This window comes from Aquabacterium sp. TM01, assembly GCF_057808345.1.
The window spans coordinates 2,255,764-2,270,727 of the sequence record NZ_AP046529.1 but is presented as its reverse complement, the minus strand read 5'-3'; the positions used below and the strand labels follow the sequence as shown (position 1 = coordinate 2,270,727).

Genomic DNA, 14,964 nt, shown 5'->3' with positions numbered 1-14,964 from the left:
CTTCAGGCGGACAGTGCTTCGAGCAATTCGGTCTCCAGCGCCAGTTGGGCCTTGTCGCGTTTGAGAGAGTCTCCGGTGACGAGGAAGGTGTCTTCCACCCGCTCGCCCAGGGTGCTCACCTTGGCCAGTTGCACATTGACCTCGTGTTTGGCCAAGGTGCGCGCAATCACATAGAGCAGGCCCGAGCGGTCGCTGGCGGAGACGCTGAGCAGCCAGCGCTGGCCGCGCTCGTCGGGCCGCAGGCTGACGCGCGGTGGTACGGGGAAGGATTTGACGCGACGTGACAGGCGCCCGCGTACGGGTTGATGCAACGGCGCCTCGGAGGCCACGGCTTCGGCGAGCTGGGTTTCGACCAAGGCGATCAGGTCGCGGTATTGCACGCCTTCGAATTTCAGCGGGTCGCTGGCCATGATCTGGAAGGTGTCGAGCACGTAGCCGCTGGCCGTGGTGTGGATGCGGGCGTCCTGAATGTTGAAGCTGGCGCGGTCGAAGTAGCCGCAGATGCGTGCAAAAACATCGGGGCGATCCGGTGCGTAGACCAGCACCTGCAAGCCCTCGCCGACGGAGGAGATGCGAGCGGCCACCACCGGTTTGTCGGCGTTCAGATGCCGGAACAGCATGCGCGCGTGCCAGGCAATGTCTCCCGCATCGTGGCGCGCGAAGTAGCTCATGTCGAGCGACTTCCACAGTTGGGTTTCGATGCCGGTGGGGAGGTAGTACAGCGCCAGTGCCTGTCGGGCCTGCTGTTTGCGCGCCTCGATCTCAGCATCCATGTGGGGGCGGGCACCGCCCAGGGCGCGCAGGGTGAGGCGGTAGAGGTCTTCGAGCAGCTTGCCCTTCCAGGCGTTCCAGACCTTGGGGCTGGTGCCACGGATGTCGGCCACACTCAGCAGGTACATGCCGGTGAGGCGTCGCTCGTTGCCCATGCGCTGCGCGAAGGCCTGGATGACCTCGGGGTCGGACAGGTCTTCTTTTTGAGCCACGCGTGACATGGTGAGGTGCTCGGCCACCAGGAACTCCACCAGGTCGGCGTCTTCGCCGGTGATGTCGTGTTCCTTGCAGAAGCGGCGCACTTCGACGGCGCCCAACTCGGAGTGGTCGCCGCCCCGTCCCTTGGCCACGTCGTGGAAGAGGGCGGCCACATACAGCAGCCAAGGCTTGTCCCATTCGGCAGCGAGCTGGGTGCAGAACGGGTACTCGTGCGCGTGCTCCGGAATGAAAAAGCGGCGCATGTTGCGCACGACCATGAGGATGTGCTGGTCGACCGTGTAGACGTGGAACAGGTCGTGCTGCATCTGGCCCACGATGCGGCGGAATACCCAAAGGTAGCGCCCCAGCACCGAGGTCTGGTTGAGCAGGCGCAGGACGTGGGTCTGGCCCTGGCTCTCGCGCAACATGGCCATGAAGGTGGCACGGTTGACCGGGTCGCGGCGGAAGGAGGCATCCATCAGCTTGCGGTCGTTGTAGAGCGCGCGCAGGGTGCGGGCCGACAGGCCTTTGAGGCTCTTGTCTTGCTGGAGCGTCAGGAACGTGGCCAGGATGGCGTGGCGGTCGCGCTGGTACAGGTCGTCGCTGACGATTTCGAGGAAGCCACCGCGGTCGAGGAAGCGCTCGTTGATGACGCGCATGGGCGCATCTTGTGAGCCATGCACGCGCTCCTCGATGTTGAGGATGAGGATCTGGTTGAGCTGCGTGACCGCCTTTGCTGCCCAGTAGTAGCGGCGCATCAACACTTCACTGGCGCGCAGGTCTTCGGTGTGTTCGTAGCCAAAGGATTCGGCCACGGCGGTCTGCAGGTCAAACACCAGACGGTCTTCGCGGCGACCGGCGATCTGGTGCAGGCGGGTGCGGATCAGCTTGAGCACGCCTTCGTTGCGCGCCAATTGGCGGGCTTCAAACGGCGTGAGCAGGCCATTGCGGGCCAGGTCTTGCCAGTTGCTGCCCAGGCCTGCGGCGCGCGCCAGCCAGATCACCACCTGCAGGTCGCGCAGGCCGCCGGGGCTTTCCTTGCAGTTGGGCTCCAGCGAGTAGGGCGTGTCTTCGTACTTGGTGTGCCGCTGGCGCATCTCCAGGATCTTGGCCGTCATGAAGGCACGCACGTCCATGTGGGCCATGGCCTCTTGCTGCAAGGTCTCGAAGCGGCCCTGGTCGCCGCACAGGTAGCGGGCTTCCAGAAGGGAGGTCTGCACGGTCACATCGCGTTGCGCTTCTTCGATGCATTCGGCCACGGTGCGCACGCTGGAGCCAATTTCGAGTCCCGTGTCCCAGCAGGCGCTGATGAAGCCTTCAATGGCGTGAGTCAGGGCGTCGTCCCCCCCCGGGGGCAGGGTGACCGGCAGCAGCAACAGCACGTCAATGTCGGAGTGCGGGAACAACTCGGCGCGGCCGTAGCCACCCACGGCGACCAGGGCCGTGTCATCAGGCAGGCCATTTGCTTGCCACAAGGTGGCGAGCGTCTGGTCGACCAGCTGGGCCATGCGCTTCAAGAGCAGGCTGGCCGATGAGGTGGTGGGACGGCTGTGCTGGAACTGGCTGAGCAGTTCGGATTTGGCGGCACGAAATTGCTGACGCAGGGCAGCGATGTCCAGAGGCATGGTGGGCAAGGGGGTCAAGGGATCAAGGCCTGTGACGCAAGCAAGAAAAAGGCCCTGACGAGAAGTGTCGTCAGGGCCGGTGTGCATCAAGCGGCGGTGCCTTTGGCTGCCGGGATGAAATTGGGTGGCGGCGGGCTACCGGCGGACAGGGTGAGCACCTCGTAGCCGGTCTCGGTGACGAGCACGGTGTGCTCCCACTGGGCCGACAGGGAGCGGTCCTTGGTCACGATGGTCCAGCCGTCGTACGGTCCCTTGCCCTTGCGGCCTTCCTTGATCTCGCGCTTGCCCAGGTTGATCATGGGCTCGATGGTGAACATCATGCCGGGCACGAGTTCTTCACGGGTGCCGGGGCGACCGTAGTGCAGCACCTGCGGGTCTTCGTGGAACTTGCGGCCGATGCCGTGGCCGCAGTACTCGCGCACCACCGAGTAGCCGGCGTTTTCGGCAAAGGTCTGGATGGCGTGGCCGATGTCGCCCAGGCGCGCGCCGGGTTTGACCTTCTCGATGCCCTTCCACATGGCCTCGAACGTGACCGAGCACAGGCGCTTGGCGGCAATCGTGCCTTCACCGATCACGAACATGCGGCTGTTGTCGCCGAACCAGCCCTCGGGGGTGATGATGGTGACATCGAGGTTGATGATGTCGCCATCCTTCAAGGGGATGTCGTTGGGGATGCCGTGGCAAACCACATCGTTGACCGAGGTGCACAGCGAGGCCGGGTAGGGGATGTGACCCGGCGGGGCATAGCCCAGGGTGGCCGACTTGGTGCCCTGGACGTTGACCATGTAGTCCAGGGAGAGCTTGTCGATCTCGCGGGTGGTGATGCCCGGCTTGATGAAGGGGGTCAGGTAGTCGAGGACCTCGGAGGCCAGACGGCAGGCCGTGCGCATGGCGTCAATCTCGGCGCCTGTCTTGATGGTGATGCTCATGGATGAGAATTATCCGCAATTCCGGCGTCGCTTGTCGCGCCAAGGGCATCAGATTGAAGGCCCCGCGGCGGCATTCCCGGCGTGGGCCCGGTAAAATTCGCGTTTTTCCTCACGACAGCTTGTGCGCACCAGATGCGTGCAAGCCAACCCAGGCCCCCACGCCGTGACCGAACGCACCACCCCTGTGATGTCCTCCCTGATGCACTTTGAGGGCGGCAACGCCCTGGCTCCGCACCAAGTCCAGGCCCTGCTGCCCAAGCTGCAAGCCATCAACCCCCGCATTGCCGGCGTTCACGCGCGCTTTGTGCACTGGGTGGCCCTGGAGCAGTCGCTCGATCATGCGGAGTTGGACAAGCTGTCTGCGCTGCTGAACTATGGCGACGCCTACGAAGGTCCGGCCGACGGCGACCTGATCGTGGTGGCGCCGCGTCTGGGCACCGTGTCGCCCTGGGCTTCGAAGGCCACTGACATCGCGCACAACTGCGGCTTGGCTGTGCGCCGTGTCGAGCGCGTGACGGAGTACCGTCTGACCGTGAAGGCCGGCGTGATTGGCACGCTGATGGGCAGCGCCAAGTCGCTGACGCCGCAGGACCTGCAGGCTTGCGCGGCTTTGTTGCACGACCGCATGACCGAGAGCGTGATGGCCAGCCGGGAGGAGGCTCGTCACCTGTTCGACGAGAAGCAGGGCGCCCCGATGGCGCATGTGGACGTGCTGGGCCAAGGCCGCAAGGCGCTGGAAGAGGCCAACGTCACCTTTGGCCTGGCCCTGTCGGATGACGAAATCGAGTACCTGGTGACCGCGTTCACGGGCCTGAAGCGCAACCCGACCGACGTCGAGTTGACGATGTTTGCGCAGGCCAACAGCGAGCATTGCCGCCACAAGATCTTCAACGCCGAGTTCACGATCGACGGTCAGGCGCAGGACCTGTCGATGTTCGGCATGATCCGCAACACTGAGAAGCTCAACCCCCAGCACACCGTGATCGCGTACAGCGACAACGCGTCGGTGATGGAAGGCCATCAGATCGAGCGCTGGATGCCGGCCGGTTACACCAACGCCCCGCAATACCAGGCCCGCGAAGAGCTGGCCCATGTGCTGATGAAGGTGGAAACGCATAACCACCCGACGGCGATTTCGCCGTATCCCGGCGCTTCGACCGGCGCGGGCGGTGAGATCCGTGACGAAGGCGCCACCGGCCGGGGCTCGCGTCCCAAATCGGGTCTGACGGGGTTCTCTGTGTCCAACCTGAACCTGCCGGGAACCAATGAGCCCTGGGAATCCGAGCAGTTCGGCAAGCCCGAGCACATCGCCAGCCCGCTGCAGATCATGATCGAAGGCCCGCTGGGCGGCGCCGCGTTCAATAACGAGTTCGGCCGCTCCAACCTGGGTGGCTACTTCCGCGTGTTCGAGCAGACGGTGGGCGAGGGCGCTGACGCGATCCGTCGCGGCTATCACAAGCCCATCATGATTGCCGGTGGCATTGGCACCATCAGCAGCGAGCAGACCAAGAAGATCAAGTTCGACGCCGGCACGCTGCTGATCCAGCTGGGCGGCCCGGGTATGCGCATCGGCATGGCCGGCGCGGCGGCGTCGTCGATGGCGGCGGGCACCAACTCGGCAGCGTTGGACTTTGACTCGGTGCAGCGTGGCAACCCCGAAATCGAGCGCCGTGCGCAAGAGGTGATCAACCACTGCTGGGGCCTGGGTGCGAACAACCCGATTCTGGCCATCCACGACGTGGGCGCCGGCGGCATCTCCAACGCTTTCCCTGAACTGGTGGACGGTGCCGAGAAGGGCGCCCGCTTCGACCTGAGCAAGGTGCCGCTGGAAGAGTCCGGCATGGCACCGAAGGAAATCTGGTGCAACGAGAGCCAGGAGCGCTACGTGCTGGCCATTGCGCCCGAGTCGCTGCCCATCTTCACCGAGATGGCCAACCGCGAGCGTTGCCCGTTTGGCGTGATCGGCGTGGCCACCGAGGCCTGCGAGCTGATCCTGGAAGACACGACCCAGCCACAGGCTGACAAGCCTGTCGACATGCCGATGGACGTGCTGCTGGGCAAGCCGCCCAAGATGCACCGTGACGTCAAGCGTGTGCAGTGGGACGGCGGCCAGATCGACCTGACCGGCGTGAGCCTGGACCAGGTGGCCGTGGACGTGCTGCGTCACCCCACCGTGGCCAGCAAGCGCTTTTTGATCACCATCGGTGACCGCACCGTGGGTGGCCTGAACCACCGCGACCAGATGGTTGGTCCGTGGCAGGTGCCCGTGGCCGACGTGGCCGTGACCCTGGCCGACTTCAAGGGCTTTGCCGGTGAAGCCATGGCCATGGGCGAGCGCACACCGCTGGCCTCGGTCAACGCCCCCGCATCGGGCCGCATGGCGGTGGCTGAAGCCATCACCAACCTGCTGGCTGCGCCCATCGAGCTGCCGCGCGTGAAGCTGTCGGCCAACTGGATGGCCGCCTGTGGAGAAGCCGGCGAAGACGCGGCCCTGTACGACACCGTCAAGGCGGTGGGCATGGAGTTGTGCCCCGCGCTGGGCGTGTCTATCCCTGTGGGCAAGGACTCGCTGTCCATGCGCACCAAGTGGTCGGACAACGGCGCCACCAAGCAGGTCACTGCACCGGTATCGCTGATCGTGACGGCCTTTGCCTCCATCGCCGATGTGCGCTCGACCTTGACTCCGCAACTGGTGACGTCAGAGAACGGCCAGGCGCTGGACACCAGCCTGATCCTGATCGACCTGGGCGAAGGCAAGAAGCGCATGGGCGGCTCGATGCTGGCTCAGGTGCTGGGCCAGTTCGGCAACGAAGTACCCGACTGCGACAACCCCGAAATGCTCAAGGCCACGGTGAACGCAGTGAACGCGCTGCGCGCCCAAGGCAAGCTGCTGGCCTACCACGACCGCGGTGACGGCGGCCTGTGGGCCACCGTGGCCGAGATGGGTTTTGCCGGCAACACCGGCGTGAGCCTGAACGTGGACATGCTGGTGACCGAGAGCACCGGCGTGGACGACAGCCGCGCTGACTTCGGTGATTCGAAGAACTGGGCGGGCCAGGTTGGCGAGCGCCGCAACGAGCTGACACTCAAGGCCTTGTTCAACGAAGAGCTGGGCGTGGTGCTGCAGGTGCGCACAGCCGACCGTGACGCGGCCCTGCAGACCCTGCGCGAGCACGGCCTGAGCCAGCACAGCCACGTCATCGGCAAGCCCAACACCAAGCACACGCTGGAAGTGTGGCGTGACGCCAAGCCAGTGTTTGCCGCCCAGGTGGAACAGCTGCACAAGACCTGGGATGAAGTGAGCTGGCGCATCGCCCAGTTGCGCGACAACCCCGCTTGCGCCAACAGCGAGCACGAGGCCATCGGCAAGGCAGCCGACCCCGGCATGCACGTCAGCCTGAGCTTCGACCCGAAGGAAGATGTGGCTGCGCCGTTCATCCACATGTCGCGCCCCAAGGTGGCGATCCTGCGTGAGCAGGGGGTGAACTCGCAGGTGGAAATGTCGTACGCCGTGGCACAAGGCGGCTTCGACACCTTCGACGTGCACATGAGCGACCTGCAGTCGGGCCGTGCCTGCCTGGATCAGTTCCAGGGCTTCATCGCCTGCGGCGGCTTCAGCTACGGCGACACCCTGGGTGCCGGCGAAGGCTGGGCGCGTTCGATCATGTTCAACCCGAAGCTGGCCGATCAATTTGCGGCCTTCTTTGGCCGTGACGACACCTTCGCGCTGGGCGTGTGCAACGGCTGCCAGATGCTGGCAGCGCTGAGCCCGATCATCCCAGGTGCCCACGACTGGCCCAAGTTCACACACAACCAGAGCACCCGCTTTGAGGCGCGCCTGAGCCTGGTCGAAGTGCTGGAGAGCCCGTCGCTGTTTTTCCAGGGCATGGCCGGCAGCCGCATGCCGATCGCCGTGTCGCACGGGGAAGGTTTTGCCAACTTCTCGCAGCGCGGTGACCTGGCCAAGGTCAAGCAGGCACTGCGCTACGTGGACAACACCGGTGCGCCGACCGAGGTGTACCCGTTTAACCCGAACGGCTCGCCGGGTGGCCTGACCGCAGTGACCACGGCCGATGGCCGCTTCACGGCCATGATGCCGCACCCCGAGCGCGTGTTCCGCAACGTTCAGATGAGCTGGACCAGCGGCGACAAGAGCGAGGCCAGCCCCTGGCTGCGCATGTTCCGCAACGCCCGCAAGTGGGTGGGCTGATTCAGGCGTGACCGTCCTGCTGACCGCGTGATGCGGCTCAGCGGGGGGCTTGTCTTCCTGGCGATGTTGCAGGCCAATGCGCGGCCGCGTAGGCCTGCGCGCGCGCCAGCAACAGCTGGTGGTCACGTGGACGCAAAAAGCCCTCGGCCAGCATCTCATCGGCCGCGGCTTGGTAGGCTTGCAAGTAAGCCGCCTGATTGGGGTAGCGTGTGCTCAGCGCCTCGTCATCCATCGAGGTGGTGCTGCCACCTGCGATGCACGCGTACTGACTGCGCACCGACAGCGAACCGGTGCTGAAGTTGCTGTACTGGCCGTGGTGGGCGGTGGGCACACGGATGTCAGGCAGACGCAGGCCCCCGAGCGCGTGCCCCACCTTGTCCGTGCGGACGAAACCCAGGGCGTTGCGCTCCATGCGCGGTGCGATGGGCGGGGCGACCCCGTCTGTGACCCAGCGCGTGAGCGCATGGAGCGCCGCCTGGTCGGCCATGTAGGCCGGCAGTTCGTTGAGTGGGCGCAGGCAAGTGGGCGGTGTGCTGGGCTCGCTACCGGGCGTGATGGGTGGCAACTCGGCCTGCAGGTGGGCGTCCAGGTGGGCGGCGCCGCTGATTTCCCAGTAGCGGATGCGGGTCGTGTCCGGCGTGCGTGACAGCGGCCAGCTGACCATGGCCTCGGCCTCGGTCTGAACTTGCATGATGGGCACGGTCAGATCGCTGCGAAAGCCCGGCGCCCACACGTCGTCACCGTCTTTGTCGACGGCTGGGGCCAGTGGGGCCGGACCGCGCAGGTAGAAGCCATCGAACACCTGGTGACTGGGTTGGAAGGTGTTGATGTAGGTGTAGAGGTATAAGCCCGACTGAGAGTAGCCCATGGCCAGCAGACGAGGGCTTACCGTTGGGAGGGACGGTGCTGAGTCCCCCCCCTGGTCCAGCAACTGAGGCCAGTGCGTGCGGATGGCTTGTCCGGCCTGCCCAAAAAGGCTGTGGGCGCCCTCATTGCTGGCCAGGTGCAGTGGGGCATAACGGGGCGACTGGCGCTGCAGCGCCTGCAGCCCTTCGGTCTGGGTGCTGACACCGATCCAGGCGTAGCCTTTGGTCATCAGCTCGTCGCGGGTGAGCACCCAGCCGCCGTCCAAGTCGAACCCGGGGGTGGTGTTGAGCCACTCGACCACGATCACGCCATTGAAGCGCGTCGGGTCAGCCGGGCGGCGAACCAACAGCCGGGTGAGGTAGGGGTGCGGTGCACCGTGGGGCTGAACATCCCAGTGGCCACTCTTGCCCCAGCCGGGCTGGGGGCGGTAATGCTGGGCTTGGCCTTGCAGGAAGAACTCCTGCTCGACATACGCGTGGGCGCTCAATTGCACCGCTCGGGAAGTGGCCGGCGTGCCCGCTGGCGCAGCCAACAGGCGGGGGGCAGGGGGCACCAAGTGCCCTGGGCCGCTCCGGACGGCAGAGGCCCGCTCGGGGGAGGGCATCAGCGGGGTCTGCGCTGTCACGGTTTGCAGCGTGAGCAGCGACAGGCACAGGAGGCCGCACCCCCAGAGGGCTCGCAGGCTGGGCTTCATGTCAGGAAAGGGGCCTGGAGGGCATGGGGCAAATCGAGGGTACGGCTGTGCCGTCATTGTGGCGTGCCGGTGCGCGGCGCGGCATGGGGTTTGACGGGGGTTGTTTCACGACGATGCGCATGCTGGCGCGGGAGCTCGGCGCCGAGAATGGCCACATGCAGTCTGTCCGTCATCCCGTCGTGTTCACGGGCGAAGCCCACACCTACCGCCCGCTGTGGCGACGCAATGTGCTGTGGCTGTGCCTCACGCTGGGCTTGTCCTTCCCTTGGGCGCTGACCAGCAAGCTGCGCTACCTGTACGGGCACACCCAGGTGGCGGGCCACGCGCTGGGCTACCACGCCAATCCCATGCAGATGTTCCTGGGCAATCTGGTGGGCATGGTGCTGCTCAATGTGCTGTACTACGGCATTGCGCAAATGGGCGCGTATGCCTGGATGGGCGTGGCCGCCTTGCAGTTGCTGATGGCGGCGGCGCTGCCTTTCATGCTGCACGGTTTCCTGTCGTTTCAGCTGATGCACACGAGCTGGCGGGGACAACGTCTGCACCTGGATGCGAAGCCTCGTGATGCCTGGCGGGCCATGGCGGTTCCCACGCTGGTCTACATCGCTTCCGGGGTGATGGCCGTGTGCGCGGTCATGATGGCCCGGGCCGATCAAGCTGGGCTGGCCTGGTTGTATGGCGGCTTGGCCGTGACTGGCTTTTGTGTGGGCCTGCCGCTCTTGTATGTGCAGTTCAAGCGCTACCAGCATCGACACGCTGTCTGGGGCAGCCTGCGCAACCAGTGCGAGCCGGACTTGAACCATGGTCAGTCGCTGGGGCTCAGCTTGCGAACGGGGCTGCTGGCGTGGCTGGCCTGTGTGTTGCTGGTGTTGCCCCTGACCTGGCTCTTGTCAGAGTGGACCGGGTGGGAGATGCGTGCCTTGTTGACACGTGCCGGGACGGATGGTGTGGCGAGCTTCAGTATGGCCTTGGTGCTGCTGCCCGGTTTGTTCATGGGCCTGGCCTGGATGATGGCTTTGCCGTATCCCTATCTGGGCGCCAGCTTGCAGAACCGATTGTGGTCGAGCACGGCGCATGAGGCTCTGCGTTTTGAAAGCCAGGTGCCCATGCACGCGCTCTTGCGCTTGAGCGCGCGCAACTGGCTGTGGGTGGTGGCCACGCTGGGCTGGTACTACCCGGTGGCCGCCATGGCCGAGGCACGCTTGCGCCTGCACTCTGTGGCGGTGTGGGTGCGGCCGGGGCTGTTGGGCGGGGCGGATGAGGCTCTGCAGGCGCCTCAGGTGCGCTGACGCAGCCAGGTCTGAACCGCTTGCGCCAGCTCGGGCGCCATCTGGATGGCGTTGCTCGGGTGCACGATGCAGTCCGTGCTCCAGATGTGAGCCACGCCGGCAGCGCGGATCACGTCGAGCGCATCGGCAGCAAACAGCGCGTGGGTCACGGCGACGTCCACCGAGCGTGCGCCGGCGGCCCGCAGCAGCTTGCTGGCTTCCACGAGCGTCCGCCCGGAACTGGCCACATCGTCGAGCAGGACCACGTGGCGGTCCTTCACCGAGACATCGGCGGGCAGGGTGATGCGCACGTCGTGGTCGCCATGGCGCACCTTGGTACACACGCCGTGATCGAAGCCGCAGGCTGCAGCGGCCGTGGCAATCCACTGAGCCGATTCAGCATCCGGCCCCATCAACAGGGCCTGGGGGCGTTCTTGTGCGATCAGGCGAGCGAGCATCGGGGCGCCCGACAGGCTGATGGCGTAGGGGCCCGGGAAGGCCTCGTCCAGCCGGCTGATGCGGTGCAGGTGCGGGTCGACCGTGATCAGGCCGTCCATCAGTTCGGACAGGAAGTGGCCGATGATCTGCTGGCTCACGATTTCACCCGGGTGGAAGGCCATGTCCTGGCGCATGTAGGCCAGGTAAGGGGCCACCAGCAGCACCTGCCGAGTCCCGAGACGGCGGGCTTCACGGCTCACCAGGAGCAACTCGACCAGTTTGTCGTTGGGACGGTCGAGGCTGCGGTAGATCACCACCAGCTCAGGCAGTTGCCCCTCGGCATTGACGGGGAGCTTCAGGCGCAGTTCTTCGTCGGGAAAACGGTGACGTTCCACGCATGCCGCAGCGAGCCCGCAGGCCTTGGCCAGACGCAGGGCGGGCACCTGTTCGTCTTCAAAATACAGCAGCAAGGCAGACATCAGAACTCCACGATCTGGCGGGTTTCGGCACCGGCTTCGCCCAGGTAGTAGCCGGCGTTACGCTCGCTGGCCTGGCGGGCAAATTCGAGGTCGGACGGGTAGGCGGCGTAGACGCGGTACAGCGGCTGGCCTTCCTTGACGGTGTCGCCCAGTTTGAACAGCAGGTCAACTCCTGCGCCCTGCACCTTGGGCGCACCGGCCAGCCGTGCCAGCCGTGCCACCTGCTGGTTGTCGATGCCCGAGACGATGCCGTCGCGCTTGGCCAGCACCTCGAAGTTCAGCGGTGCCAGGTCAGGGTGATCAGGGTCGAAGGGCTTGTGGCCTTGCGCGTCGATGATGGCGCGCATCTTGGCCATGGCGCGGCCCGATTCGAGGATGTCGCGTGCGATGGCATAGCCATCGCCGCCACGCACGTCGGGATCGAACTCCAGGATGCGTCCAGCCAGGCGCAGCGATTTCTGGCGCAGGTCATGAGGCGCACGCGGGTCGTTGGCCAGCACCCACATCACGTCACGCGCTTCGAGGACGGGGCCGATGCCGTTGCCAATGGGCTGGCGGCCGTCGGTGATCACCACGTCGATCGTCAGGCCCATGCGCTTGGCCACGAATTCGAACAGCTTGCGCAGGCGTTGCGCATCCGGGATGGTGCGCACCTTGGCCGTGGCACCCACAGGGATGTCGAGCAGCAGGTGGGAGGAGCCGGCAGCCACCTTCTTTGACAGGATGGAGGCAACCATCTGCCCCGGAGAGTCGATGGACAGGGGGCGCTCGACCGAGATCAGCACATCGTCGGCAGGCGACAGGTCGGAGGTGCCGCCCCAGGTCAGGCAGCCACGGTGCTCGCGCACGATTTCGCTCAGGCGCTCGAAACTGGGTTCGACGTTGGCCAGCACTTCCATCGTGTCGGCGGTGCCGGCGGGCGAGGTGATGGCCCGTGACGAGGTTTTCGGGCAGAGCATGCCGTGGGCCGCTACGATGGGCACCACCAGCATGGAGGTGCGGTTGCCCGGAATGCCGCCAATGCAATGCTTGTCGACCACCGGGTGCGCATGCCAGTCCAGGCGGCGGCCCATGGACGCCATCGCATCGGTGAGGCTGTAGACCTCTTCGCGGTCGAGTTCGCCTTGGTTGCAGGCCACCACGAACGCTGTCAACTCGATTTTGGAGTAGCGATGCTCGGTGATGTCACGCACGATGTCGTGATAGTCGTCGTGCCCCAGGCGCTCACCGGCGATCTTGCGGTGCAGCGCGGGAATGGAGGAGGGTGGTTCGGCCTGGTTGACGCGGGTGGGGTGACCTTCGGCCAGTCCCAGTTGGGCAAAAGCGTCTTCAGACAGGCCCAGTTGATCGCGGTCGACGATGCAGGTGTCGTCCACCACGTTCAGCGTTGCCAGGATGCGATGGCCATTGGCCGTGATCTCGACCTTGGACAGGGCCTGAAAACCTTCGACCCGGTAGACCGCGCAGTCGCGGTGCATGTAGGCCACGTTCTCACGGTAGGTGTCGATGGCCACCCGCTTCAGGCTCAGCAGCGGCGGCGTGGACTCGGCTGCCTGGGCAGCGGGGGACGTGGGCGGGGCAGTGACAGGAACTTCGTCAGGCGTCATGGGAGTCAGCGATGTCGTTTCTGACATCGTACTCCCATGAAGAGCGGTGTTTCAGGCTGCGATCAGCTTGCAGGTGAAGCCCTGGCCCGAGGCGATGATGTCCAGCAGGCGGTCGATGTTGGGGTGCTTGCCGGGGTTGGCGCGGGCGTCCTCGGTGTGCTCGGCAAAGATGACCAGGCCCTCTTCTGCGGCGGCGGCGGTGAGGCTGCCGTGCTTGGCGGCCAGGGCCGCGTACACGGCCAGCGAGCCGGCCTTGCCACGCTTGTTCTCGATGGTGGCGACCACATGGCCTGCGGCGTCAATCAGTTCGAGGGCGGCCAGGTGGTTGATGGCGGGAAGTTGTTTGAGGTTGTCGGCGAAGGCCATGGAGTGCTCCAGCAAGGCGGCGGCCCGGTGGGCCGCGCGAAACGGGCGCTATTGTGCCGCAGTCGCCTCGGCCTGTTCAGGCAGTTGACAAGCTGACAAGGCCGAGTCGTCACCGGCCATCACCTCTCCCCAGTGCACGATGTCGAGCCGACCATCGCTGTGCTCGACGAGGGCTGTGAGGCTTTCCACCCAGTCGCCGTCGTTGCAGTAGAGGATGTCATTGATGGACCGGATCTCGGCGTGGTGGATGTGACCGCACACCACGCCATGGGCGCCCCGCTTGTGTGCCTCACGCGCCAGGGCCTGTTCAAAGTCGGCCACATAACTGACCGCGCGCTTGACCTTGAGCTTGAGGTATTTGGACAGCGACCAGTAAGGCAGGCCGGCCCGGGCTCGCCAGGAATTGAGGTGCCGGTTGAGCTTGAGCGTGAACTCATAGAGCGAGTCACCCAGCAGCGCCAGCCAACGGGCGCACTGGATCACGCCGTCATACAGATCGCCGTGGGTGACCCAGAGCTTGCGGCCATCGGCGGTGGTGTGAAGGCACTCTTCGGCCAGTTCGACGCCGCCAAAGGCATGGTCGAGGTAGGTGCGGGCAAATTCGTCGTGGTTGCCAGGGATGTAGACCACGCGGGTGCCTTTGCGGGCCTTGCGCAGGATCTTTTGGATCACGTCGTTGTGCGCCTGCGGCCAGTACCAAGTGCGACGCAGTTGCCAGCCGTCGATGATGTCGCCCACGAGGTAGAGGGTGTCGCACTCGACGCGACGCAGGAAGTCGAGCAGGGCATCGGCCTGACAGCCCGGGGTGCCGAGGTGAACGTCCGAGATCCAGACCGACCGCACGCGGTATCGTTTGTCGGGTGTGGTCTGACGCGATGGCGGCGAGGCTGACCCCGGTCCGGCACCCAGGCCGTTGGCGGTGAAGTCTCGCAGCAGAGGGGCGTTGATCCAGGCGCGCATGCAAGCCATGGTGAGTGCGCTCTGTGACAGCATGGCGACGCCAGGATGACATGCTATGGCGGTTGCGCCGGACTTGATCAGGGCTGTTCAGCACGAGGACGTTGCGTTAGGCTGTGGGCTACCGAATCATGCAAGGAGAGCACCATGTCCCATTACCATGCTGTGGTCTGGCTCGATCATGCGGAGGCACATGTCATGCACATTGCTCCGGATGATGTAGAGAAATCGGTGGTTTATCCCAGTCAACCGCACCGTCACCTGCACCATCGGCGTGGGTTGACCCATGACGATGCGGTGGGTAGCGGTCGGGAGCCCGAGGAGCAGGCCTACTACCACGAGGTGATCGAGGCCGTGAGTGGGGCACAGGAGATCCTCGTGGTAGGGCCAGGGCAGGCCAAATTGGTACTGATCAAGCATGCGACCTCGCATGATCCCTTGATTGCCAAGAAGATCATTGGGGTCGAGACGGTCGATCACCCCAGCGATGCTCAGCTGGTGGCCTACGCGCGCAAGTACTTCGTGGCGAAGGACAGGATGCTCTAAGCGATCAAG

10 protein-coding genes are annotated in these 14,964 nt (G+C 65.2%); 3 read left to right on the top strand and 7 right to left on the bottom strand.

Annotated features, from left to right (window positions below):
* Positions 1 to 2: 2 nt before the first annotated feature.
* Together AC3WW4_RS10340 and map are read right to left on the bottom strand one after the other, a co-directional pair.
* Complete coding sequence (locus AC3WW4_RS10340; protein ID WP_488829730.1) at positions 3 to 2,594, bottom strand: [protein-PII] uridylyltransferase; 2,592 nt, start codon at positions 2,592 to 2,594, stop codon at positions 3 to 5.
* A gap of 86 nt (positions 2,595 to 2,680) precedes the next feature.
* On the bottom strand, positions 2,681 to 3,523 hold the full coding sequence (map, locus tag AC3WW4_RS10335) for a type I methionyl aminopeptidase (RefSeq protein ID WP_488828359.1): 843 nt from the start codon (positions 3,521 to 3,523) through the stop codon (positions 2,681 to 2,683).
* A gap of 187 nt (positions 3,524 to 3,710) precedes the next feature.
* Here map and purL point away from each other — a divergent pair, with 187 nt between their 5' ends.
* Positions 3,711 to 7,733, top strand: coding sequence for a phosphoribosylformylglycinamidine synthase (gene purL / locus AC3WW4_RS10330; RefSeq protein WP_488829729.1), 4,023 nt, complete (start codon positions 3,711 to 3,713; stop codon positions 7,731 to 7,733).
* Positions 7,734 to 7,770: 37 nt separating this feature from the next.
* On the opposite strand, the gene AC3WW4_RS10325 is transcribed toward purL, so the two are convergent.
* Entirely contained in the window at positions 7,771 to 9,294 is a 1,524-nt protein-coding gene (locus AC3WW4_RS10325; RefSeq protein WP_488828357.1) for an alpha/beta hydrolase domain-containing protein, read from the bottom strand.
* Positions 9,295 to 9,449: 155 nt separating this feature from the next.
* On the opposite strand from AC3WW4_RS10325, the gene AC3WW4_RS10320 reads away from it, so the two are divergent.
* Positions 9,450 to 10,583, top strand: coding sequence for a DUF898 family protein (locus tag AC3WW4_RS10320; RefSeq protein ID WP_488828356.1), 1,134 nt, complete (start codon positions 9,450 to 9,452; stop codon positions 10,581 to 10,583).
* Here AC3WW4_RS10320 and AC3WW4_RS10315 read toward each other — a convergent pair.
* From AC3WW4_RS10315 to AC3WW4_RS10300, 4 genes are read right to left on the bottom strand one after another with little or no spacing between them, the layout of a single operon-like run.
* Positions 10,571 to 11,479, bottom strand: coding sequence for a ribose-phosphate diphosphokinase (locus tag AC3WW4_RS10315; protein WP_488828355.1), 909 nt, complete (start codon positions 11,477 to 11,479; stop codon positions 10,571 to 10,573). The genes AC3WW4_RS10320 and AC3WW4_RS10315 overlap by 13 nt on opposite strands.
* Entirely contained in the window at positions 11,479 to 13,086 is a 1,608-nt protein-coding gene (locus AC3WW4_RS10310) for a thymidine phosphorylase family protein (RefSeq protein WP_488828354.1), read from the bottom strand. Before AC3WW4_RS10310 ends, AC3WW4_RS10315 begins: the two co-directional genes overlap by 1 nt.
* A 51-nt stretch (positions 13,087 to 13,137) precedes the next feature.
* Positions 13,138 to 13,452: a DUF2322 family protein gene (locus tag AC3WW4_RS10305; RefSeq protein ID WP_488828353.1), complete on the bottom strand. Its 315-nt coding sequence runs from the start codon at positions 13,450 to 13,452 to the stop codon at positions 13,138 to 13,140.
* A 48-nt stretch (positions 13,453 to 13,500) separates the two neighbouring features.
* Positions 13,501 to 14,412, bottom strand: a complete 912-nt coding sequence (locus AC3WW4_RS10300) for a UDP-2,3-diacylglucosamine diphosphatase (protein WP_488829728.1) — start codon at positions 14,410 to 14,412, stop codon at positions 13,501 to 13,503.
* Between the two features lie 144 nt (positions 14,413 to 14,556).
* Between AC3WW4_RS10300 and AC3WW4_RS10295 the strand changes: the two genes are divergently transcribed.
* Positions 14,557 to 14,955 carry a translational machinery protein gene (locus AC3WW4_RS10295; protein WP_488828351.1) on the top strand — a complete coding sequence of 133 codons (399 nt, stop codon included), beginning with the start codon at positions 14,557 to 14,559 and terminating at the stop codon, positions 14,953 to 14,955.
* Positions 14,956 to 14,964 lie beyond the last annotated feature (9 nt).

Bases quoted from the DNA above. Each gene is read 5' to 3' on its own strand.
- AC3WW4_RS10325 (WP_488828357.1), bottom strand. From the start codon at position 9,294: ATGAAGCCCAGCCTGCGAGCCCTCTGGGGGTGCGGCCTCCTGTGCCTG.
- purL (WP_488829729.1), top strand. From the start codon at position 3,711: ATGTCCTCCCTGATGCACTTTGAGGGCGGCAACGCCCTGGCTCCGCAC.
- AC3WW4_RS10305 (WP_488828353.1), bottom strand. From the start codon at position 13,452: ATGGCCTTCGCCGACAACCTCAAACAACTTCCCGCCATCAACCACCTG.
- AC3WW4_RS10310 (WP_488828354.1), bottom strand. From the start codon at position 13,086: ATGACGCCTGACGAAGTTCCTGTCACTGCCCCGCCCACGTCCCCCGCT.
- map (WP_488828359.1), bottom strand. From the start codon at position 3,523: ATGAGCATCACCATCAAGACAGGCGCCGAGATTGACGCCATGCGCACG.
- AC3WW4_RS10315 (WP_488828355.1), bottom strand. From the start codon at position 11,479: ATGTCTGCCTTGCTGCTGTATTTTGAAGACGAACAGGTGCCCGCCCTG.
- AC3WW4_RS10340 (WP_488829730.1), bottom strand. From the start codon at position 2,594: ATGCCTCTGGACATCGCTGCCCTGCGTCAGCAATTTCGTGCCGCCAAA.
- AC3WW4_RS10295 (WP_488828351.1), top strand. From the start codon at position 14,557: ATGTCCCATTACCATGCTGTGGTCTGGCTCGATCATGCGGAGGCACAT.
- AC3WW4_RS10320 (WP_488828356.1), top strand. From the start codon at position 9,450: ATGCAGTCTGTCCGTCATCCCGTCGTGTTCACGGGCGAAGCCCACACC.
- AC3WW4_RS10300 (WP_488829728.1), bottom strand. From the start codon at position 14,412: ATGCGCGCCTGGATCAACGCCCCTCTGCTGCGAGACTTCACCGCCAAC.